Here is a 20,615-nt window from a genome sequence, read left to right on the forward strand (position 1 = left end):
CATAACTGGGACAGCGCCATTTTTTATGGCTGACAAAGGGCAGGGTTCAACGGATGCCGCGGGCCTCGCGGATCCACTCCCAGGCCTGCTGGATCTCCTGGGTCTTCTCCTTGGCCATCTCCATCATTTCGGGCGGCAACCCCTTGGCGGCCAGCTTGTCCGGGTGATGCTTGCTCATCTCCTTGCGATAGGCGCGCTTGATATCCTGATCGCTGTCGCTCTCGCTCACCCCGAGCAGTTGGTAGGCATCCTTGAGGCGATCCTGGGAGGGGGCCTCCTGCCGGTATTGCTGCCCTTGTCCACCCTGCTGCTGGCGGTGGAAGAAGTTCATCTGCGCCTCCGCCATCGCCAGGATCCGCGCCAGCTCGATGCGGCTAAAGCCGAGCTCGTCCGCGATGGTCTGCAGGATGGCGCGCTCGTTGGCCTCCACCTTGCCATCGGCAAAGGCGGCCTGCAGCTGCACCTCAAGGAAGAAGCGCAGGATGTCGCGCTGCCCCAGGCTCGCCTGGCGAAACTCCGCCAGGGTTTCGCGCAGCGGGAAGTCGTTCTCCTTGCCCTGGCGGAACGACTCCTGAGCCCGCACCCGCTGCTCGCCGGAGAGTCGCATCCTGTCCATCAGGCTGGAGGCGACCCGGATCTCGTGCTCGGTGACCTGACCGCTCGCCTTGGCGATATGGCCCATGACGGCGAAGGTGGCGTGGAAGAAGACCGCCTGCTGCTGCTGGCTGGGAGCTCGCTGGAACGCCCCCCGAATGCCCATGCCCCGATCGAAGCGGTGGCCGATCCAGAGGCCAAGCAGGGCGCCGAAGATATTGCCGAGCAGAAAACCGAAGAAGGCGCCAAGCACCTTACCCCAAATACGCATGGTTCAAGACCTCGTGATGTTAATGAGTGCCGGCAAGCAGCTGGTCATCCAGCTCCCGCAGCCGATCGACTGTGCCTATGTCCCGCCACTCGCCAGCCAGCAGACTGCCACCGACCCGGCCTTGTGCCATCCAGTCGCGCAGCAGGGGTGCCAGCTTGCGGGCACCGCAAGGCAGGGAGACAAAGGCCGCCGGGTGATAGAGGCCAACGCCGCTGAAGGTGAGGGCTGGCGCGTCCAGCACCCGGCCGTCTTGCAGGGAGAAATCCCCCTGAGGGTGCTGGGGTGGATTGGGCACCAGCCAGAGGTGGGCCAGGTCATCCGCCAACGGCTGATTCACCAGAGCGCCATAATCCGCATCAATCCAGGTATCGCCGTTGATCACCAGAAAGGGCTCGCTGCCGAGCAGTGGCAATGCCTGCACGATGCCGCCCGCAGTCTCGAGCGCACTCTCCTCCGCCGACCACAGGATCTCGACCCCGAACTGGCGGCCATCGCCGAGCGCCTCCACCAGCTTGTGGCCAAGCCAGGCGTGGTTGATGACAAGCTGTGTCACCCCGGCCGCCTTGAGCTTCTCGATGTGGTGGACGATCAGGGGCTTGCCCCCCACCGCCAGCAGCGGCTTGGGCAGCAAGTCGGTGAGCGGGCGCATCCGCTCCCCACGGCCTGCGGCCAGGATCATCGCCTTCATGACGGCTCCCCGGCACGCCGAGCCTCTGCCGCCCGGGCCAGGCCCGGCAGCACAATCCGCTGCAACCAGTCGCCGAAACGGGCCAGCACCGGATGCTCGGCCCCATGTTGATGGCACACATCCACCACGTAGCCCAGGGTACGGGGGATGTCCTTGAGGTAGCCGGACTTGCCGTCGCGATGGTAGAGACGAGTGAAGAGGCCGGCCGCCTTCAGGTGGCGCTGCATGCCGGTCAGATCGGCATACCGGCGGAAAGCGGCATAATCGAGATCGCCCAGCAGACCGGCCTGGCTCAGGGTATCGAAGCCATGGCCCATGCCTTGCTCTATCACGGCATCGGGCCAACGCACGTAACAGTCTTTCAGCAGGGAGACTAGGTCGTAGCTGAGAGGGCCGATGACCATGTCCTGGAAGTCGATGACGGCCAGTTGGCTGTCGTCCGGCGTATCGCCACCACACACCATCAGGTTGCGACTGTGGAAGTCTCTGTGCATCACTCCCTGGGGCTGAGCCAGGTTGCTCTCGGTGAGGCAGGCGAATGTCTCCGCCAGCAAGCCTTGCTCCTCGGCGCTCAGGGTCAGTTGCAGATGATGACCCAGCAGCCACTCGGGGAAGATGGCGTTCTCGCGCGCCATGAAGGCCTCGTCGAAGGGCTCGAGCTCGAGCGCCACCGATCCGAGCCGAGGCAGCAGGGCGATGGCCTTGCCATACCAGGCCAGCACGTTGTCATCGTTCAGGCAGCCGATAAGCTGGGTATCGCCAAGGTCACTGACCGCCAGCAGCCCCTGCTCATAGTCGACCCCCTTGACCTCGGGAGCCAGCAGCCCCACGGCGTGCAGGGCGGCCGCATTGCGAACGAATTCATGATTTTTTTCGGTTTTCGGATTAGCATCCACCCACACCAGGCCACCACCACGGAAGTAGCGGCGGAAACTGGCGTCACCGGAGATCAGGGTCAACTGGAGATTGGCATCACCGGAAATCCGGCGTGCCCATTGCAATAGCAGGGAAGCGCGATCGTGCATGAGTCGGGAACCAAATTGGAAAGCAGCACTTGGCTGTTAGCCCTGGCCGCAATAATGCTTTATCATTGCCGGCTAACATAAAGCAATGACATGCAATGTCAACTCGATGGATCCTGACATAAAATGCATGCCCTGAATCAACCGTTTTTACTACGGATTGCGCGAGCCCTTCACATGACAAAATGGACACTGGGGTGTTCTTATCCCATCGCCCTGACCATCAGCCTTGTTCCTGCCCTGAGCCCGCTCACGGTACAGGCGGCGCCCCTCAACGCGCCACCGGCCACCGGGATCCTCAACAGCCTCTGCTATGACTATGTCCCCAAGATCGAGAAACCCAGCGCGGATCAGGACGCCAATGCCCAGCCCGTCGAAGTGGATGCCGATCGCCTGGAGGCCAAGCAGGGCGGGACCGCCGTCTATGAGGGTGACGTCAAGGTGCGTCAGGGCGTGCGCAAATTTGACTCCGACTATGCCCAGCTTGATCAGAAGAGCCGGGATGTCATTGCCATCGGCAACATCTATTACAACGATGGCCAGATTACTGTCACCAGCGACAAGACCCTCAAATCCAACCTGGACACCAAGAACTCCGAGCTAGAAGAGGGTAAGTATCAGGTTCATGGCTCACCGGTGCGCGGCTTCGCCGAAAAAGTCACCATGACCAACAACAACCAGAACATCACCCTGGAGGGAGCCCAGTACACCACCTGCCCCCCGGGTCAGGAGGCCTGGACCCTGAAGGCCGGCAGCATCGACATCGATCAGTCCGAAGTGTTCGGGGAAGCCTGGAACGCCAGCCTCTGGCTCTATGATTATCCGGTCTTCTATTTCCCCTATATCAACTTCCCCATCAAGGATGAGCGCAAGACCGGTCTGCTCTACCCGGGCTATACCCAAAGCTCCAAGAACGGCATGGACATCACCCAGCCGTTCTACTGGAACATAGCCCCCAACTACGATGCCACCATCACCTCCCGCTTCATGGACAGACGGGGCCTGATGGAGCAGGTCGAGTTCCGCTACATGCCGGATCCGGCCCATGTGGGCACCCTTTATTTCGAAAACCTGGCGGATGACAAGCAGTACGACGAGACGGACAGCCTCAACGATCACCTGTCCGATGGTCACCGCTATCTGCTCAGTGCCCGCCACACCTCCATGTTCATGGACAATGCCATGCGGGTGTCGGTGGACTATACCAAGGTGCGGGATCAGGACTACAACTACTTCAACGACTTCTCCCCCAAAGTGGGGACCCAGGTCGACAACCAGTTGCAGCAATCTCTGAAAGCCGGCTACTACCAGCAGAGCTGGAACCTCAATGCCGAGGTGCGGACCTACCAGATCCTGCTGGCCAGCGCCCAGCAACCCCACGAGCTGATGCCGCGCATCAACCACAACTACTACCAGCAGGGCAACTGGTACGATCTGGCCTGGAACACCGAGCTGACCAACTTCGGCTACAACAACGACCAGGCCATCGAGGAGAACAAGGGTAGCGCCTACACCGGCACCCGGGTCTACACGGCCCCCACCCTGACCATACCGCTCATCGACGAGGCGGGTTACTTCCTCGACAGCCAGTACAAGCTGATGTACACCCGTTACGATCAGACGGTGCCGGATGACATGAGCAGTACCTTCACCAACCGATTCACGCCCCAGGGCGGGGGTGACGTCACCCTGGAGGAGGGCATTATCACCCGGGTGCTGCCCTCGTTCCGCCTCAAGGGCGGCATGACCTTCGAGCGCGACCAGCAGTGGTTCGGGGAAGGGGCCAGCCAGACCCTGGAGCCTGAGTTCCAGTACCTCTATGTGCCCTACAAGGATCAGGACAACATCGGCGTCTACGACTCCACCACCATGCGCCAGGACTATTACAGCCTGTTCAGCGATCGCCGCTTCGCCGGCCTGGACCGCATCAGCGACTCCAGCCGGCTCTCTGTTGGCGTTACTACCCGCATCTATGATCCGGCTGGCGATGAACGAATCCGGCTGGCCGTTGCCCAAGCCTTCGACTTCGTGGCGCCCAGGGTCAAGCTCTACGCCAGCGACAACCTGAGCACCAATACCCGCTCGCCACTGTCGTTCGAGGGCGATGCCAAGATCAACGAGCAGTGGTATGCCCATGCCGGGGCGCAATATGATGTGGAGCAACGCCAGATAAGCTCTGCCAACAGCGCCCTGGAGTACCGCCATGAGAAGCTGATCAGTCAGTTGAACCACCGCTTCGTGCGGGACGCCAACTATGACCTCGACCGCAAGGGCGAGGTGACGGATCTCAACCAGATAGGCCTGCTGTTGACCACCCCGCTCAACGATCAGTGGCACCTCTATGGCGGCTACTATCAGGAGCTCGACCAGAACGTCAAAGTTGACCGCAAGGTGGGTCTGAAATATGACTCCTGCTGCTGGAGCATCAACTTCAACCTGGAGTGGGTCAATACGCCGGACAACGTGAACCTGGCCCCGACGTCCGAGCGCAGCCTCGGCATTCAATTTGAAATGAAAGGATTGGGTAGCGTGGGTACCGGCTCCAAGGGTACCTCCCTGGATACCGAAGCACTGCCTTACATTCGTCCGTTTAACCTGCGAGACCAATAACGAGTCTGGCAAACGCCTTGAGAGATGGATATGAAGAAGACGTTGATTTCCCTGCTGACCGCAGGCCTGTTTGGAGTCATGAGCCAGGGTGCCTTCGCCGCGCCCGAGCTGATGGACAAGGTGCTTGCCGTGGTCAACAAGGACGTGGTGCTGGCCAGTCAGCAGGAAGCCCTGGTGCAGAAGGTGAAGGCCTCAGCCCAGGAGAGCGGCCAATCCCTGCCCGATGACGTCACCCTGCGCAAGCAGGCGCTGGATCGCCTGATCCAGGAGAGCCTGCAACTGCAACTGGCGGATCGCCAGGGGCTCAAGATCAGTGACACCCAGTTGGAGCAGGCCATCCAGAGCATCGCCGCCGACAACAAGATGACCCTGGATCAACTGCGTGCCCAGCTCGAACGGGAAGGGCTGACTTATGCCCAGTACCGGGAGGAGGTGCGCCGCGAGATCCTGATGAACGAGGTGCGCCGCAGCCAGGTCCGCCGCCGCATCAACATCTCCGAGCAGGAGGTGAAGCAGGTGGTCGAGGCCCTGAGCAAGCAGGGTCAACAACAGACCGAGTACCACGTCGGTCACATCCAGGTTGCCCTGCCTGACAACCCGAATGCCGAGCAGCTCAACGCAGCCAAGGCCAAGATCGAACGCATCCTGGCCGCGCTGAAAGAGGGGGCGGACTTCCGCAAGCTGGCTATCGCCGAGAGCAACGGTCCCAAGGCCCTGGAAGGGGGAGACTGGGGCTGGATGAGCCCGCAGGAGATGCCGACCCTGATGGCCGAAGCGGTACAGGGTGCCAGCAAGGGTGACATCGTCGGCCCGCTGCGCTCGGGCGCCGGTCTGCACATCGTCAAGATCTTCGACACCAAGGGTCAGCAGCAAGTGATGCAGACCGAGGTGAAGGCGCGCCACATCCTGATCAAGCCCTCCATCATCCTGAGCGAGGAGAAGGCCAAGGGCACCCTGGACGGCATCTTGCACGACATCAAGAGCGGCAAGGCGAGCTTCGCCAGCATGGCGGAGAAGTACTCCGAAGATCCGGGCTCTGCGGTGCAGGGTGGCGAGCTGGGCTGGTCCGATCCCAACGTCTATGTGCCGGAGTTCCGCGACATGGTCAACCGCCTGCAACCGGGTCAGCTCAGCGAGCCCTTCCGCACCAGCCACGGCTGGCACATAGTGCAGCTGGAAGATCGCCGCAGCCAGGATGCCACCGGCAAGGCCCAGGAGCAGCGCGCCTATCAGCTGATCTTCAACCGCCGCTTCACCGAAGAGTCCCAGGCCTGGCTGGATGAGCTGCGCGACGAAGCCTACATCCAGATCGAACCCAATTAATGGGCGATGAACAGATGAACAGCCATCGTCTTGCCATCACCCCGGGTGAGCCCGCCGGCATAGGCCCGGACCTGGTGCTGCAGATAGCCCAGCGGGACTGGCCGCACCAGCTGGTGGTGATCGCCGACCCGGCGCTGCTGCGCGAGCGCGCCGCCCTGCTGGGGCTGCCCATCGAGCTGGAACCCTATGATGCCGCCGCCCCCGTGAGGGGTCAGCGGGCGGGAACCCTGACGGTGTGTCCCATCCCTCTCGGCGCCCCCGTGGTGCCGGGCGAGCTCGACGAGGGCAATGGCGCCTATGTGCTGGCCACCCTGCAGCGCGCCTGCGACGGCAACCTGAGCGGCGAATTCGCCGCCGTGGTGACAGGTCCGGTGCACAAGGGGATCATCAATCAGGCGGGCGTCTCGTTCAGCGGCCACACCGAATTCTTTGCCCAGCAGTCAGACACCGCAGACGTGGTGATGCTGCTGGCCACCGAAGGGCTGCGGGTAGCGCTGGCGACCACCCACATTCCCCTCGCCTATGTGGCGATGGCCATCACGCAGGAGCGCCTTGCCAAGGTGATCCGCATCCTGGATGCGGATCTCAAGGGCAAGTTCGGCATAGCACACCCCAGAATTTATGTCTGCGGCCTCAACCCCCATGCCGGGGAAGGGGGCCATCTCGGCCGTGAAGAGATCGACGTGATCGAACCCGCCCTGGCCAGCTTGCGCCAGGAAGGGATCGATCTGGTCGGCCCCTTGCCGGCCGATACCCTGTTCCAGGACAAATACCTCAAGGATGCGGATGCGGTACTCGCCATGTACCACGACCAGGGGCTGCCGGTGCTCAAATACAAGGGCTTTGGCAACTCGGTCAACATCACCCTCGGACTTCCTTTCATCCGTACTTCGGTGGATCACGGCACAGCGCTGGATCTGGCAGGCAAGGGCCTGGCAGACTCGGGCAGCCTGATCACCGCGATTAACCACGCCATCCAGATGGTAGAGAAAAAAAGATATGAGCAGTAAGGTGCAGAGCAACAAGGTGCACATGGGCCACACGGCCCGTAAGCGTTTCGGTCAGAACTTCTTGCACGACCGTTATGTGATCGATCAGATAGTCGCCGCCATCAACCCGCAGCCGGGTCAGAACCTGGTGGAAATAGGCCCGGGTCTGGCGGCACTGACCGAACCGGTCGCCTCCCAGATGGACAAGATGACGGTGGTCGAGCTTGACCGGGATCTGGCGGCTCGCCTGCGCGAGCACCCAACCCTCAAGGAGAAGCTGACGGTGATCGAGGCCGATGCCATGCGCTTCGACTTCGGCACCCTGATGGGAGAAGGCAAACCGCCCCTGCGCATCTTCGGCAACCTGCCCTACAACATCTCCACCCCGCTCATCTTCCACCTGTGCGAGTTCGCCGACCGGGTGGAGGACATGCACTTCATGCTGCAAAAGGAAGTGGTATTGCGGATGTGCGCAGGCCCGGGCAGCAAGGCCTATGGCCGCCTGAGCGTCATGGTCCAGTACTACTGCCAGGTGATCCCGGTGCTGGAAGTGGGCCCGGGTGCCTTCAAGCCAGCCCCCAAGGTGGACTCGGCCGTGGTGCGACTGGTGCCACACAAGAACCCGACTATCGTCGCGAAAGACCTCCGCTGTCTGAGCCGGGTCTGCACCGAGGGCTTCGGCCAGCGTCGCAAGACCATCCGCAACAGTTTCTCCAACTTCATCACCGACGCTCAGCTGACCGAGCTTGGCATCGATGGCAACCTGCGTCCGGAGAACCTCTCCCTCGAGCAGTTCGTCATGATCGCCAACTGGCTGGCCGATCAGCAGCAGGCCTGATCCCATGGCATCTCCCCGGATAGTGGTTCGCCCGCACCCCAGCTATGTGGCGGGCACCGAGGATCCCTACCATTTTCTCTATCTCATCGAGATAGAGAATCTGGGGCCGGGCAAGGTGCAGCTGCTGCATCGGCGCTGGCTCATCACGGATGCCAATGGCAAGATGCTGGAAGTGGAAGGGCCGGGGGTCGTGGGCGAGCAGCCCTTCATCGCCCCCGGCAAGACCTTCAGCTATCAGAGTGGCGTACCGCTCGCCACCCCCTTCGGCGTGATGGAAGGCAGTTATACCCTGCAAGACGAATCGGGGCAGCAATTCGAGGCCCCCATCGCCCCTTTCACACTGGCCGTTCCCAACATTATCAACTGAGGTTTCATGGCGAATTGTTTCGTCGGTGATATCCAGGGCTGTTACGACGATCTGCGCCGTCTGCTGGATCTTGCCGAATTCGACTCCGACAAGGACACGCTCTGGCTGTGTGGCGACCTGGTCGCCCGCGGGCCGGACTCCCTCAACACTCTGCGCTTCGTCAAGTCACTGGGAAGCCGCGCCGTGACCGTGCTCGGCAACCACGACCTGCACCTGCTGGCGGTGGCTCATGGAGTCGCCCCTCTCAAGAAGAAAGACAAGCTGCAGGCCCTGATGGAAGCCCCGGATCGGGACGAGCTGCTGGAGTGGCTGCGCCACCGTCCCCTGCTGGCGGAGCACCCGGATCTGCCCATCATGATGATCCATGCCGGACTCTCTCCGGCCTGGGATGCCCACACGGCACGGAGTTGTGCCCGTGAAGTGGAGACGCTGCTGCGCGGCGATCAGTACAGCTGGCTGCTGCACCACATGTATGGCGACCAGCCCGATAGCTGGGACGAGAACCTGCAGGGGATAGAGCGCTACCGCTACATCATCAACACCTTCACCCGGATGCGCTTCTGCTACTTCGATGGCCGGCTCGACTTCAAGTGCAAGAAGGGACCCACAGAGTCCACCCCGGGCCTGCGCCCCTGGTTCGAGCAGCGCGAGCACCACGACGACGACCCCATCCTGGTATTCGGCCACTGGGCGGCACTGATGGGCGCCACCGGCAAGGCGGACATCAAGGGGCTGGACACCGGCTGCGTGTGGGGTAACAGCCTCACCCTCTGGCGCTATGAAGACGATGCCCTGATAGCGACCCCCTGCCCCGCCTATGCCAAGTGAAACAAAGACGCTGGCGATATAAAGAGGCCCGGCATTGCCGGGCCTCTTCGTTGGTCAGCACGCAGGCTAGAGCCTGCGCCCCAGCCGCTTCTCGACCTGGCGCCGCTCCCATTCGGGCCCGAACAGCCTGAATGGCTGGAACAGGTTGATGGCATGGGACATCAGGCCAAGCCCCCAGCCCAGCATGGGCCACCAGGCCCAGATATAGTCCGGGTTGCTCAGGTAGTTGATGACAAACAGCCCCCCTATCACCAGCACATAGCTGATGAGGTGGCCGTAGAAGCCTTTGAGCCCCTCGACGAACTTCATCGCCTCCCGCTCATCCTTGGCCACCTGTACCGTCCCCTGACTGTCGGTCTCGTTCCCTTTCATCTCGCTCTCCTGCAGTTGCGTCACATCGAGCTCAAAGACGGAGGCCAGGGCCTTGAGGGATTCCAGTCCGGGCTGCTGGCCCTGCTCGATCCGCTGTATGGTGCGAACACTCAGGCCAGTCAGGGTCGCCAACTGATCCTGGGACCACCCCCGTTGCAATCTCAACTTCCTGACGATCATCTCGAACTCCTTGTGGTGATTGACAGGGCCAGCATAGGGCCAGCGCGGCGAGAGGTGACACGACAGAGGGCCGACATAAACCTGACTATCGTTTTAAATCAAAGACTTGAAATATGAACGGGAGGTTCCCCCCTGTGCGGACACACACGCTGGTGCGCCCGACCAGATTGTCACAGGTTCTGCATCAGACCGGCGGCTATCTCGAAGGAACGCAGCCTGGCCTGATGATCGACGATGGGCCCGTTGAACATCAGCTCGTCGGCCCCGGTTTCGGCCAGCAAGGCCTTGAGACCGTGACGCACCTGATCCGGATCCCCCACCAAGGAGCGGGCCAGGGTCTGCTCCATCGCCATCAGCTCCCGGGGTGACCACGCCTCTCCCAGACTCTCCACCGGCAGCGGCAGCTTGCCGGCATCCCCCCGATAGAGTCGCAGGAACTGCTGCTGAAGCGTGGTGAACAGGAAACGGGCCTCCCGGGTCGTGTCGGCAGCGATCACGTTGATGCAGACTACCGCATAAGGTTTGGGCCAGCGCGCGGAAGGGCGGTACTGGGCGCGGTAGATCTCGAGTGCCTGCAACAGCAGACCGGGTGCAAAGTGAGAGGCAAAACCGAACGGCAACCCCATGGCGGCCGCCAGCTGGGCACTGTAGAGGCTGGAGCCCAGCAACCAGATCGGCACATGCAGCCCTTGGCCAGGTACCGCCTGCACGGCGCCCACCTCGTCACCGAAGTAGCCCATCAGCTCACGCACGTCCGCAGGAAAATCATCCACCTCGCCGCCGCGCTGGCGGCGCAGCGCCTGCATGGTGCGCTGATCAGTACCGGGCGCGCGGCCAAGACCGAGATCGATGCGATCCGGATAGAGAGAGGCCAGCGTGCCGAACTGCTCGGCGATCACCAGGGGCGAGTGGTTCGGCAGCATGATGCCACCGGCCCCCAGCCGCAGGGTGCTGGTGGCGCCGGCCAGATGGCCGATGAGCACGGCGGTGGCGGCACTGGCGATCCCCGGCATGTTGTGATGTTCCGCCAGCCAGTAGCGGTGATAGCCCCAGCGCTCGGCATGCCGGGCCAGATCCTGCGAATGACGAAACGACTCGGCCGGCAGGCTACCTTCGGGGACGGGCACCAGATCCAGGACGGAATAGGGAACGACAGGCATGGGACACTCCATTGATTCAAAGGCGATTCATCAGTGGAGCAATGTAGCATGAGATATCTGAATGAATCACGCGACCCGGTTGTCGGTGAGGTACCCCGTCCGTGCCGGCGAGGGTGCGCCCCTGAAGATAGAGGGCCGCTTCCCCCCTCACCTCCTATGCTTTTTGTCATCTTGCGAGCACACTGTTTAGCAGATCATCGCGGGGTGCACCCGCAGGACAAGGATAGGTCCATGACAAAAACAAGCCTCGGCAGCAAACCCTTTTACGTGCACATTGCCACCCTCTTCATTCTGCTGTTCTCCGTGCTGGGGGGCGCCCTCATCATGTTGCAGTTTCAGCAGGGCATGCAGCAGGGGTTGGCACACGAGCGACAGAGCTTCCAGCAGTACAGGGAACAGCTCGCGCTTGCCATCAAGTTGAACCAGCGCCCGGCTCGCATGTCGCTCAGCCTGCTGCGCAGTGGCCAGCTGGCCGCCATGACCAGCCTGGAATCCCGCCTCGGCTACCTGCCCCAGCTGGCCGAGGTGCTGGCCAACAGCGCCAGCTATGGTGCCATCTATGCCGGTTACGAGAACGGCGACTTCTTCCTGGTGCGCAAGTTGACCGAGCGGGCCAGGGGATTGCTTGACAGCCCCCCTCCCGGGAGCCACCTGCTGGTACAGAGCCTGAGTCAGGGCCGGGGAGAGTTCCTCTATTTCGACCAGCGGCTGCGATTGCTGGAGCGGCGGCCCATGCCGGACTATCGCTTCGATCCGCGCGACCGTGGCTGGTACAAGGAGGCGCGCTGGGGCACGGGCATCATAGTGACCCACCCCTATCTCTTCTTCACCACCAGAGAGCCGGGCATGACGCTGGCGGTGGAGAGCGACGATCGCCGGGCGGTGATCGGGCTGGATGCCGGTGTGGAGGGGCTTTCCTCCCTTATCGGCGAGCTGCCTCTGCCCAGCTATTGCCAGCTGGTACTGTTCGACGAAGTCGGGACCCTGCTGACAACGGATCCCAAACGGCTGCCCAGCTTCGATCAACTGAGCCGGCTGCCCATGTTGTCGGCGCTCAAGCAACCCATACTGACCAAGTTGCAACAGGAGATGGCATCCAGACCCACCCTGCTGCACGAGCCAACCGAGCTGACGCTGACTGCCGAGGATGGCCGCGACTGGCTGGTCAACCTCTCCGCCCTCGACGAGGGGTCTCCCTTCTACCTGGCCCTGCTGGTACCGACGGATGAACTCACCGCACCGGCCCGCCACGACGCCCTGCGCAACCTGGTCTGGGCCCTGATGGGTCTGCTGTTGCTGCTGCCCGTCATCTGGCTGGTGGCGAGGCGCACCGCCGCCCCCTTGCTGGCGCTGACGCAAGAGGCCGAGCGGATCCAGCACTTCGACTTCGGCGAGAGCGAACGGCCAGACTCGGCGATCCGCGAGATCGACGATCTCGCCCGCGCCATGTCCAGCATGCGACTGACCCTCGGCAATTTCATGAACATGGGTCTGGCGCTGGCGGCCGAACACCGCTTCGACTCCCTGCTCAGCCGCATCCTGCACGAGACGGTGGCGGCGGCCCAGGCAGAGGGGGGCTGCCTCTATCTGGCCCAGGAGAAGCAGATGAAGGCGGTTCAGGCCATCTGGCAACGGCAGCCCCTGGACTGTGAAAAGTTGCACTGGCAGGAGTCCCTGCTCGGCGGCCTCTATCATACCGAGCGACTCAGCCTGCCCCTCAATGCCGAGCAGTGGTCGCACTGCCTGGCCGACTGGGGCCCCTTCCCCGGCCCCCGCCAACTGCTGGCCGAACCCCTCTACAACCACCGCCAGGAGCTGATCGGCTGCCTGCTGCTGATCTTGCCGGACTGCGCACCACGGGAGCTGGCGTCACGCATCAGCCTCATCGAGGCGCTGGCGGGCATGTCCGCCTCCGCCATCGAGAATCAGCGCCTGCTGGAGGAGCAAAAGCAGTTGCTGGAGGCCTTCATCGAGCTTATCGCCGGTGCCATCGACGCCAAGAGTCCCTATACCGGAGGCCACTGCCAGCGCGTGCCCGAACTGACCCGCATGCTGACGGAGGCGGCCTGCGCCCAGCAGCAGGGCCCCTTTGGCGACTTCACCCTCAGCGACGAGGAATGGGAGGCCATCCATATCGCGAGCTGGGTGCACGATTGCGGCAAGGTCACCACACCGGAGTTCGTGGTGGACAAGGCCACCAAGCTGGAGACCATCTACGACAGGATCCACGAGATCCGCACCCGTTTCGAGGTGCTCAAGCGCGACGCCCATATAGAAGCGCTGGCGGCCCGGCTGCCCGCCTCCGATCGGCAGGCAGCCCTCAAGGCAGTGACCCCGACCTGGCAGATGCTGGATCAGGAGTTCGCCTTCGTCGCCGAGTGCAATCTGGGGGGCGAGTGGATGGCACCGGAAAAACTGGCGCAGCTCGATGCCATCGCCAGCCGTACCTGGCTGCGCACCCTGGATGATCGCCTCGGCGTCAGCCCGGAGGAGCTAAAGCGCCATCCCGGGGAGGCGGCTCCCCTGCCCTGCCGCGAGCCGCTGCTGGCCGACAAGCCGGTGCACCTCATTCCCCGCCCCGCCCACGACAACCTGACCAGGCACAATCCCTGGGGCTTCAAGGTCAGGGTCCCCGCCCATCTCTACAACCGGGGGGAGCATTACAACCTCGCCATCGGCCGTGGCACCCTCACCGAGGAGGAGCGCTACAAGATCAACGATCACATCATCCAGACCATCCGCATGCTGGAGAAGCTCCCCTTTCCCCGTCACCTGCGCAAGGTGCCGGAGATCGCAGGGGGCCACCACGAGCGGATGGACGGCACCGGCTACCCGCGCCAGTTACAGGGTGAGCAGATGAGCATTCCCGCCCGCATCATGGCCATCGCCGACATCTTCGAGGCCCTGACCGCGAGCGATCGTCCCTACAAATCGGGCAAGACGGTCTCCCAGTCCCTGACCATCATGCAGAAGATGGTGCAGGAGCAGCACATAGACCCGGCACTGTTCACCCTGTTCATCGACAGCGGGGTCTGGCGGGACTATGCCCTGCGCTTCCTCGCCCCCGAGCAGCTGGACGAGGCGGCCTGCCAGGCCCTGCTGGCGGAACCGCATTAGCCGCTATTCCCGAGCGCCCATAAAAAAACGGTCAACCGAGGTTGACCGTTTTTCATCTCCAGGCAGCCCTTAGAACAGCAGGTGCGCCACGCCGGCGATGACCGGCAGGGTGACCAGGGTGCGCAGCAGGAAGATGACGAACAGCTCCCACAGCTTGACCGGGATCTTGCTGCCCAGCAGCAGGGCGCCCACTTCCGACATATAGATGAGCTGGGTCACCGACATGGCGGCGATCACGAAGCGGGTGATGTCGCTCTCTATGGTCGAGGCCAGCACAGCCGGGATGAACATGTCGGCGAAGCCCACCATGATGGTCTTGGACGCCGCCTCGGCCTCCGGCAGTTGCAGCAACTCCAGCAAGGGCACGAAGGGAGCACCCAGCCAGTTGAAGATGGGGGTATGCTCGGCCAGCATCAGGGCACAGGTCCCGATCGCCATCACCACCGGCAGCACGCCAAACACCATGTCAAGGGCGTTCTTCACCCCTTCCCGCGCCACGGCGCCGAGATCCGTCATGCTGTCGGCCTTGGCCAGGGCACGCTGATAGCCATAGCTCAGCACGCTGTGCTGATGGGGAATGGCCTCCTGCTTGCGGCACAGGGGGGTGCCGTCGCTGTAGACATCCTTCTTCCAGGAGAGCGGGGGCAGGCGCGGCACCACTATGGCGGCCACCACGCCGGCCAGGCAGACGGTAAGGTAGAAGGGGACGAACATGTGCTCCAGCTTCACCTGGGAGATCACCACCAGACAGAAGGTGATGGAGACAGCCGAGAAGGTGGTGCCGATGACGGCGGCTTCACGCTGGGTGTAGAACTTGCCCTCGTACTGCTTGCTGGTGAGCAGGATGCCGACGCTGCCATCCCCCAGCCAGGAGGCGAAGCAATCCACGGCGGAGCGACCCGGCAGACGGAACACAGGGCGCATGATGCGGGTCATCATGGTGCCGACAAACTCCAGCAGACCGAAGTCCAGCAGCAGCGGCAGCAGCAAGCCGGCGAAGATGAAGACGGAGAACAGCACCGGCAGCAGATCGTGCAGCACCAGGCCACCGGTCGCCCCGGAACGCAGCACCTCGGGACCGGCCTCGAAGAAGGTCAGCAGCACGAAGAGGCCCCCCAGCACCCGCACGCAGGCCCAGAAGGGGGAGACGTTGAACAGGCTGTTGAGGAAGGGGCGCTTCACCAGGATCGCCGGCTTGAACAACCAGGCGATCAACGTCATCAGCATAGTGGTGGTAATGATGGCGCTGACCATGGCCACCAGATAGTCGGCGAACACCGTCTGTACCAGCTTCGCCAGCACGGCGACGGGGATGGTGACATTGCCGTCATAGATGACGGGGGTCATGAACAGCAGGATCCCGATGAGCGACGGGATCAAAAACATCAGCACATTGCGGCGAGTATGGATCGCCGGTGCTTCCAGGGTCTTTTCCAACATGATAGACAGCCTTAAATATGACTTTTCCTTCAGCCAGGCAGCCTGCATATTCACGCCCTCGCCCGGCAAACGGGCGCAAGAATAACCCAAAAAACTGCACAAACAAGCTTTTAATGGATTATCTCAAGCATAAATATTTTATCAGGCGAACCATCCATAAGAACAAACCAAAACAGTCATGCATATCAATTCAGTTTGACAGGTTAGCATAATGTTTCAAATTGGTTACGTTCAGGGGCGCAGTATAATCAGTTGCGGTTGGCAGGCAATAAGTGGCATGAGAAATATATCTATATGGTGATCCCGTCGATCCTCCCATAAAAAAACCGGAGCCTGTCGGGGCTCCGGTCTTGTCACGAGAGAGAGGCTCAGTCGCGTACGTAGATCACTTCGACGCCGTCGTCGTCTTCGTCATCCCAGTCGTCGTCCTCGTCCAGCGCCTCATCGAAGGCCTTGGAGGCTGCCAGGGCTTCCGCCTCGGCCTGGGCCAGCTGGTTCTTGTGGTAGTCGTCCCACTTGAACTCGACCTTCTCGATGGCGGCCTTGGCATCGGCTTCCAGCTGACGGGGCATGGTGTCCAGCAGATCCAGGATGTCGTAGCAGACCTTCTTGGTGCCTTCCTTGCTGATGGCGGTGATCTGGTAGACAGGGCCCTCGTAGGCCAGCGCGGCCTTGACTCTGTCCATCACTTCCTGGGCTTCTTCTTCCAGGATCAGATCCATCTTGTTGAACACCAGCCAGCGCGGTTTGCCTGCCAGCTCGGGGCTGTACTTCTCCAGCTCCCGGACTATGGTCACGGCATTCTCAGCGGGATCGGAACCGTCAACCGGGCAGATATCCACCAGGTGGATCAGCACACGGCAACGCTCCAGGTGCTTGAGGAAGCGGATACCGAGGCCAGCGCCTTCGGCAGCACCCTCGATCAGACCCGGGATATCGGCGATGACGAAGGAGCGGGAGTTCTCCCCACGTACCACACCCAGGTTCGGCACCAGGGTAGTGAAGGGATAGTCGGCCACCTTCGGGCGAGCAGCAGAGACGGCGCGAATGAAGGTGGACTTGCCTGCGTTGGGCAGGCCCAGCATGCCGACGTCAGCCAGCAGCAGCAGTTCCAGCTTCAGGGTACGCACTTCACCCGGGGTGCCGTTGCTCTTCTGATAGGGGGCACGGTTGACCGAGCTCTTGAAACGGGTGTTGCCAAGGCCGTGGAAGCCGCCCTTGGCGACCAGCAGCTTCTGGCCGTGGGTGGTCAGATCCCCCAGCAGTTCACCGGTATCTTCATCGCTGGCGCGGGTACCGACCGGGACGCGCAGGGTGCGATCCTTGCCGCGTCGGCCGGTACAGTTGGCGCTCTGACCGTTCTCGCCACGCTCGGCGGCATGGAAACGCTCAAAACGGTAGTCGATCAGGGTGTTCAGGTTCTCATCGGCGATCAGATAGACATCGCCACCGTCACCGCCGTCACCGCCGTCAGGGCCGCCGTTCGGGATGTACTTCTCACGGCGAAAGCTCACACAACCGTTACCACCGTCACCGGCATCGACTCGAATCTGGACTTCATCAACAAACTTCATAGGTAACCGTCACCTTAATTCGAAAAACCGATACGCAATTATAGTGGTACAGGCCCCTTCGGGCGAGACGCATCTGGCCGATGAGGCCCGTCTGCGCCGGCTCATCCGCGTGCCGTTTTTTCGTCAAACTCATCAGAAAAACAAAAGCCCCGCCAGGTTGGCGGGGCTTCGGATCCTTGCGGTCCGTAATTACTCAGCAACGATGCTGACGTACTTACGATTCTGCGGACCTTTAACTTCGAACAACACTTTACCGGTCGCAGTAGCGAACAGAGTGTGGTCGGTACCCAGGCCAACGTTGGTGCCAGGGTGGAACTTGGTGCCACGCTGACGAACGATGATGCTGCCTGCCAGAACTGTTTCGCCGCCGAAACGCTTAACGCCAAGGCGTTTAGCTTCAGAATCGCGACCGTTGCGGGATGAACCGCCAGCTTTTTTATGTGCCATTTATCGGACTCCTCTAATTAAGCGCTGATGCCAGTGATTTTGACTTCAGTGAACCACTGACGGTGGCCCGCTTGCTTACGATGGTGCTTACGACGACGGAACTTGACGATAGTCACTTTCTCGCCACGGCCGTGAGCCACAACTTCAGCTACAACCTTGCCACCTTCAACAAAAGGAGCACCTACTTTAAAAGTGTCGCCTGCAGCAACCATCAGAACTTCGTTGAAGTCGATGGTAGCGCCAGTCTCAACGTTCAGCTTTTCCAGACGAACGATTTGACCTTCGGCCACACGGTGTTGTTTTCCGCCGCTTTGGAATACCGCGTACATTTGATTAACTCCGTAAAGGCGTGTCTTTTGCTCAAGGCCAGACACGCGCAAAAACCTATAACAATGGGCCGGCATTCTACGCAGAACGATTTGCCTAGGCAAGGCCAATTTAGCAAAAAGTTTATTTTGTGCGCATATCTGCCGCCGTGAATAAACGCTTAACTGTAACCCATTGTGAAATCGTGTAGAATCCCCGCCATTGCTAAAAACGCAGTAATTGCTGCCGTCACGTTACGAGACTTATGGACCAACAGACTATCCGTGCGCTCTGTGCCGCCGACATGACGGCGGTCAATGAACTGATCCTGGCCAGACTCCAGTCCGATGTCAGCCTGATCAACCAGCTAGGTTTCTACATCGTCAGTGCAGGCGGAAAACGGATGCGCCCCATGCTGACGGTAATGGCAGCCCGCGCACTGGGGTACCAGGGTCAGGACCATCTCAAGCTCGCCGCCATCATCGAATTCATTCATACCTCAACCCTGCTGCACGACGACGTGGTCGATGAATCCGACCTGCGTCGCGGCCGGGAGACCGCCAATGCGCTGTTCGGCAACGCCGCCAGCGTCCTGGTCGGTGACTACCTCTACAGTCGCTCCTTCCAGATGATGAGCGAACTCTCCAACCTGCGGGTGATGGAGATCCTGTCGGATGCCACCAACACCATCGCCGAGGGGGAGGTGCTGCAGTTGATGAACTGCAACGATCCGGACACCACGGAAGAGAGCTACATGACGGTCATCTACTGCAAGACCGCCAAGCTGTTTGAAGCCGCCACCCGCCTCGCCGCCGTGCTGACCCATCAGACCGAGCCCGTCGAGCAGGCCATGACCGACTACGGCAAGTACTTGGGTACCGCGTTCCAGATCATCGACGACGTCATGGACTACTGCTCCCAGAGCGATGATATGGGCAAGAATGTCGGCGACGATCTGGCCGAAGGCAAGCCTACCCTGCCGCTGCTGCGCGCCATGGCCGTGGGCACCCCGGAGGAGCGTCAACTCATCCGTGACGCCATCGAGCACCGTAACGGCATGGAGCATCTCGAGCGCATCCTGGCCATTCTGGACCGCACCGGTGCCCTCGAGTACGCCCGTCAACGCGCACGGGAAGAGGCCGACAAGGCCATCGCAGCCCTCGCCATCCTGCCTGACTCCCAGCACAGGCAGGCGCTGGAGACCCTGGCCCAGATGGCGGTACAGCGCAGCGCCTGAGCCAGCGTGTCAGCATCCAAGAAAAAAGAGGCCTGCGGCCTCTTTTTTATGGTCTGCGCTTTGTTCTGAGGCATCAGCGCTGTCTTGACTGCTCAATGGGACAGTGCCCAGAGGATCACAGCCCCCGCCACCACCAGGCAGCCGCCGATGCGACGCAACTGCTCCGGCGGCTGATCGCTCATCAGTCTCAGCATCCGCTGCCAGACCCTCGGCGCCAGCAAGGGGCCCAGCCCCTCGAACAGCAGCAACAGCCCCACTCCTATCAAGATGGCTGTCAGCATGACTCCTCCTGCCCTCTGGGCCCTTGTCTCATCAAGCAAAAGGGCCTGAATCATCAGGCCCTTTGGGTTATGGCGCTATGCCTGCTTACTGCTTGTCACCATGAGGTGACTTGAGGTAGCGGAAGAACTCGCTGTCAGGCTTGAGGACCATGAGGTCGTTGCCACCGGCGAAGCTCTTGCGATAGGCCTCCATGCTGCGCACGAAGCTGAAGAACTCGGGATCCTTCTTGTAGCTGTCGGCATAGATCTTGGCGGCTTCAGCATCCCCTTCACCACGCAGCTGACGCGCATTACTCTCGGCGTCGGCGATCATGACGGTGACCTTGCGGTCGATGTCGGCACGCAGGATCTCGGCCTGCTCGCGGCCCTGGGAGCGGTGTTCACGGGCGACGGCAGTCCGCTCGGCACGCATCCGCTGATAGATGGAGCTGGAGACTTCCACCGGCAGGTTGATCTGCTTGATCCGCACATCCACCACCTTGATGCCGAGCTCGGAGGAGCGCGCCATCTTCATCAGGGCATCTTCCATCACGGTACTGCGCTCACCGGAGACGATGTCCTTGATGGTGCGGTTACCGATCTCGGAACGCAGACCGTTGTTGATCTTGCGCTTGAGCAGGTCTTCGGCCTGGATCTTGTTGCCACCACCGGTCGCCAGGTAGTACTTGGAGAAGTCCTCGATCTTCCACTTCACGTAGGAGTCGATGATGAGGTCTTTCTTCTCGGAGGTGACGAAGCGATCCGCCTGACCTTCCAGGGTCTGGATGCGGGCATCCATCTTGCGAACCTGATCGATGAGCGGCACCTTGAAGTGCAGGCCCGGCTCATAGAGGCGCGGCTCGCCGGAGTCAACCCGCTTCACCTTGCCAAACTGCACCACGATTCCCTTCTGCCCTTCATCGATGATGAAGACGGAAGAGAAGCAGACCATGGCGGCCACAGCGATGACACCAATAGCTAGCTTTTTCATC

The 20,615-nt window shown here is 61.5% G+C and carries 19 protein-coding genes; 8 read left to right on the forward strand and 11 right to left on the reverse strand.

Features of this window, described 5'->3' with window-relative positions:
* Positions 1 to 46: 46 nt before the first annotated feature.
* From djlA to BN1127_RS11670, 3 genes are read right to left on the reverse strand one after another with little or no spacing between them, the layout of a single operon-like run.
* Positions 47 to 865 (reverse strand): co-chaperone DjlA, encoded by an 819-nt coding sequence (djlA, locus tag BN1127_RS11660; RefSeq protein WP_005327208.1) that lies wholly within the window; start codon positions 863 to 865, stop codon positions 47 to 49.
* A gap of 19 nt (positions 866 to 884) precedes the next feature.
* Entirely contained in the window at positions 885 to 1,553 is a 669-nt protein-coding gene (gene murU / locus BN1127_RS11665; protein ID WP_041206335.1) for an N-acetylmuramate alpha-1-phosphate uridylyltransferase MurU, read from the reverse strand.
* On the reverse strand, positions 1,550 to 2,578 hold the full coding sequence (locus BN1127_RS11670; protein WP_041206336.1) for an aminoglycoside phosphotransferase family protein: 1,029 nt from the start codon (positions 2,576 to 2,578) through the stop codon (positions 1,550 to 1,552). The genes murU and BN1127_RS11670 overlap by 4 nt, the downstream gene beginning before the upstream one ends.
* A gap of 174 nt (positions 2,579 to 2,752) precedes the next feature.
* Between BN1127_RS11670 and lptD the strand changes: the two genes are divergently transcribed.
* From lptD to BN1127_RS11700, 6 genes are read left to right on the forward strand one after another with little or no spacing between them, the layout of a single operon-like run.
* Positions 2,753 to 5,185, forward strand: a complete 2,433-nt coding sequence (gene lptD, locus BN1127_RS11675; protein WP_005327225.1) for an LPS assembly protein LptD — start codon at positions 2,753 to 2,755, stop codon at positions 5,183 to 5,185.
* Positions 5,186 to 5,215: 30 nt separating this feature from the next.
* Positions 5,216 to 6,508 carry a peptidylprolyl isomerase SurA gene (surA, locus tag BN1127_RS11680; protein ID WP_005327228.1) on the forward strand — a complete coding sequence of 431 codons (1,293 nt, stop codon included), beginning with the start codon at positions 5,216 to 5,218 and terminating at the stop codon, positions 6,506 to 6,508.
* 14 nt (positions 6,509 to 6,522) lie between these two features.
* The gene (gene pdxA, locus BN1127_RS11685) at positions 6,523 to 7,518 is read left to right on the forward strand and encodes a 4-hydroxythreonine-4-phosphate dehydrogenase PdxA (protein ID WP_041207076.1); all 996 of its coding nucleotides are present in this window, start codon (positions 6,523 to 6,525) and stop codon (positions 7,516 to 7,518) included.
* Positions 7,508 to 8,335: a 16S rRNA (adenine(1518)-N(6)/adenine(1519)-N(6))-dimethyltransferase RsmA gene (gene rsmA, locus BN1127_RS11690; RefSeq protein ID WP_041206338.1), complete on the forward strand. Its 828-nt coding sequence runs from the start codon at positions 7,508 to 7,510 to the stop codon at positions 8,333 to 8,335. The genes pdxA and rsmA overlap by 11 nt, the downstream gene beginning before the upstream one ends.
* Before the next feature lie 4 nt (positions 8,336 to 8,339).
* On the forward strand, positions 8,340 to 8,702 hold the full coding sequence (apaG, locus tag BN1127_RS11695; protein ID WP_042649571.1) for a Co2+/Mg2+ efflux protein ApaG: 363 nt from the start codon (positions 8,340 to 8,342) through the stop codon (positions 8,700 to 8,702).
* A gap of 6 nt (positions 8,703 to 8,708) precedes the next feature.
* Entirely contained in the window at positions 8,709 to 9,530 is an 822-nt protein-coding gene (locus BN1127_RS11700) for a symmetrical bis(5'-nucleosyl)-tetraphosphatase (protein WP_005327236.1), read from the forward strand.
* A 66-nt stretch (positions 9,531 to 9,596) separates the two neighbouring features.
* Here BN1127_RS11700 and BN1127_RS11705 read toward each other — a convergent pair whose 3' ends face one another.
* Complete coding sequence (locus BN1127_RS11705; protein WP_005327237.1) at positions 9,597 to 10,082, reverse strand: 2TM domain-containing protein; 486 nt, start codon at positions 10,080 to 10,082, stop codon at positions 9,597 to 9,599.
* A 170-nt stretch (positions 10,083 to 10,252) separates the two neighbouring features.
* Entirely contained in the window at positions 10,253 to 11,242 is a 990-nt protein-coding gene (locus tag BN1127_RS11710) for a luciferase-like monooxygenase (RefSeq protein ID WP_041206342.1), read from the reverse strand.
* A 231-nt stretch (positions 11,243 to 11,473) separates the two neighbouring features.
* Here BN1127_RS11710 and BN1127_RS11715 point away from each other — a divergent pair, with 231 nt between their 5' ends.
* Complete coding sequence (locus BN1127_RS11715) at positions 11,474 to 14,359, forward strand: HD domain-containing phosphohydrolase (protein ID WP_042649572.1); 2,886 nt, start codon at positions 11,474 to 11,476, stop codon at positions 14,357 to 14,359.
* Positions 14,360 to 14,428: 69 nt separating this feature from the next.
* On the opposite strand, the gene BN1127_RS11720 is transcribed toward BN1127_RS11715, so the two are convergent.
* The 4 genes from BN1127_RS11720 to rplU form a co-directional block, all read right to left on the reverse strand.
* Entirely contained in the window at positions 14,429 to 15,799 is a 1,371-nt protein-coding gene (locus BN1127_RS11720) for a YjiH family protein (protein WP_041206346.1), read from the reverse strand.
* 368 nt (positions 15,800 to 16,167) lie between these two features.
* A complete protein-coding gene (cgtA, locus tag BN1127_RS11725; protein WP_005327243.1) occupies positions 16,168 to 17,373 on the reverse strand; it encodes an Obg family GTPase CgtA in 1,206 nt (401 codons plus the stop codon).
* Between the two features lie 189 nt (positions 17,374 to 17,562).
* Positions 17,563 to 17,820, reverse strand: a complete 258-nt coding sequence (gene rpmA, locus BN1127_RS11730) for a 50S ribosomal protein L27 (RefSeq protein WP_005911261.1) — start codon at positions 17,818 to 17,820, stop codon at positions 17,563 to 17,565.
* Between the two features lie 17 nt (positions 17,821 to 17,837).
* On the reverse strand, positions 17,838 to 18,149 hold the full coding sequence (gene rplU / locus BN1127_RS21480) for a 50S ribosomal protein L21 (RefSeq protein ID WP_005304210.1): 312 nt from the start codon (positions 18,147 to 18,149) through the stop codon (positions 17,838 to 17,840).
* A gap of 242 nt (positions 18,150 to 18,391) precedes the next feature.
* Between rplU and ispB the strand changes: the two genes are divergently transcribed.
* Entirely contained in the window at positions 18,392 to 19,363 is a 972-nt protein-coding gene (gene ispB, locus BN1127_RS11740) for an octaprenyl diphosphate synthase (RefSeq protein ID WP_005327245.1), read from the forward strand.
* Positions 19,364 to 19,455: 92 nt separating this feature from the next.
* On the opposite strand, the gene BN1127_RS11745 is transcribed toward ispB, so the two are convergent.
* Together BN1127_RS11745 and hflC are read right to left on the reverse strand one after the other, a co-directional pair.
* Positions 19,456 to 19,644: a DUF2065 domain-containing protein gene (locus tag BN1127_RS11745; RefSeq protein ID WP_005327246.1), complete on the reverse strand. Its 189-nt coding sequence runs from the start codon at positions 19,642 to 19,644 to the stop codon at positions 19,456 to 19,458.
* Between the two features lie 85 nt (positions 19,645 to 19,729).
* Positions 19,730 to 20,614, reverse strand: a complete 885-nt coding sequence (gene hflC, locus BN1127_RS11750; protein WP_041206348.1) for a protease modulator HflC — start codon at positions 20,612 to 20,614, stop codon at positions 19,730 to 19,732.
* Between the last annotated feature and the right edge of the window lies 1 nt (position 20,615).

Origin of the sequence: Aeromonas media (assembly GCF_000819985.1) — a bacterium.
In the GTDB taxonomy this organism is placed as follows: domain Bacteria; phylum Pseudomonadota; class Gammaproteobacteria; order Enterobacterales; family Aeromonadaceae; genus Aeromonas; species Aeromonas media.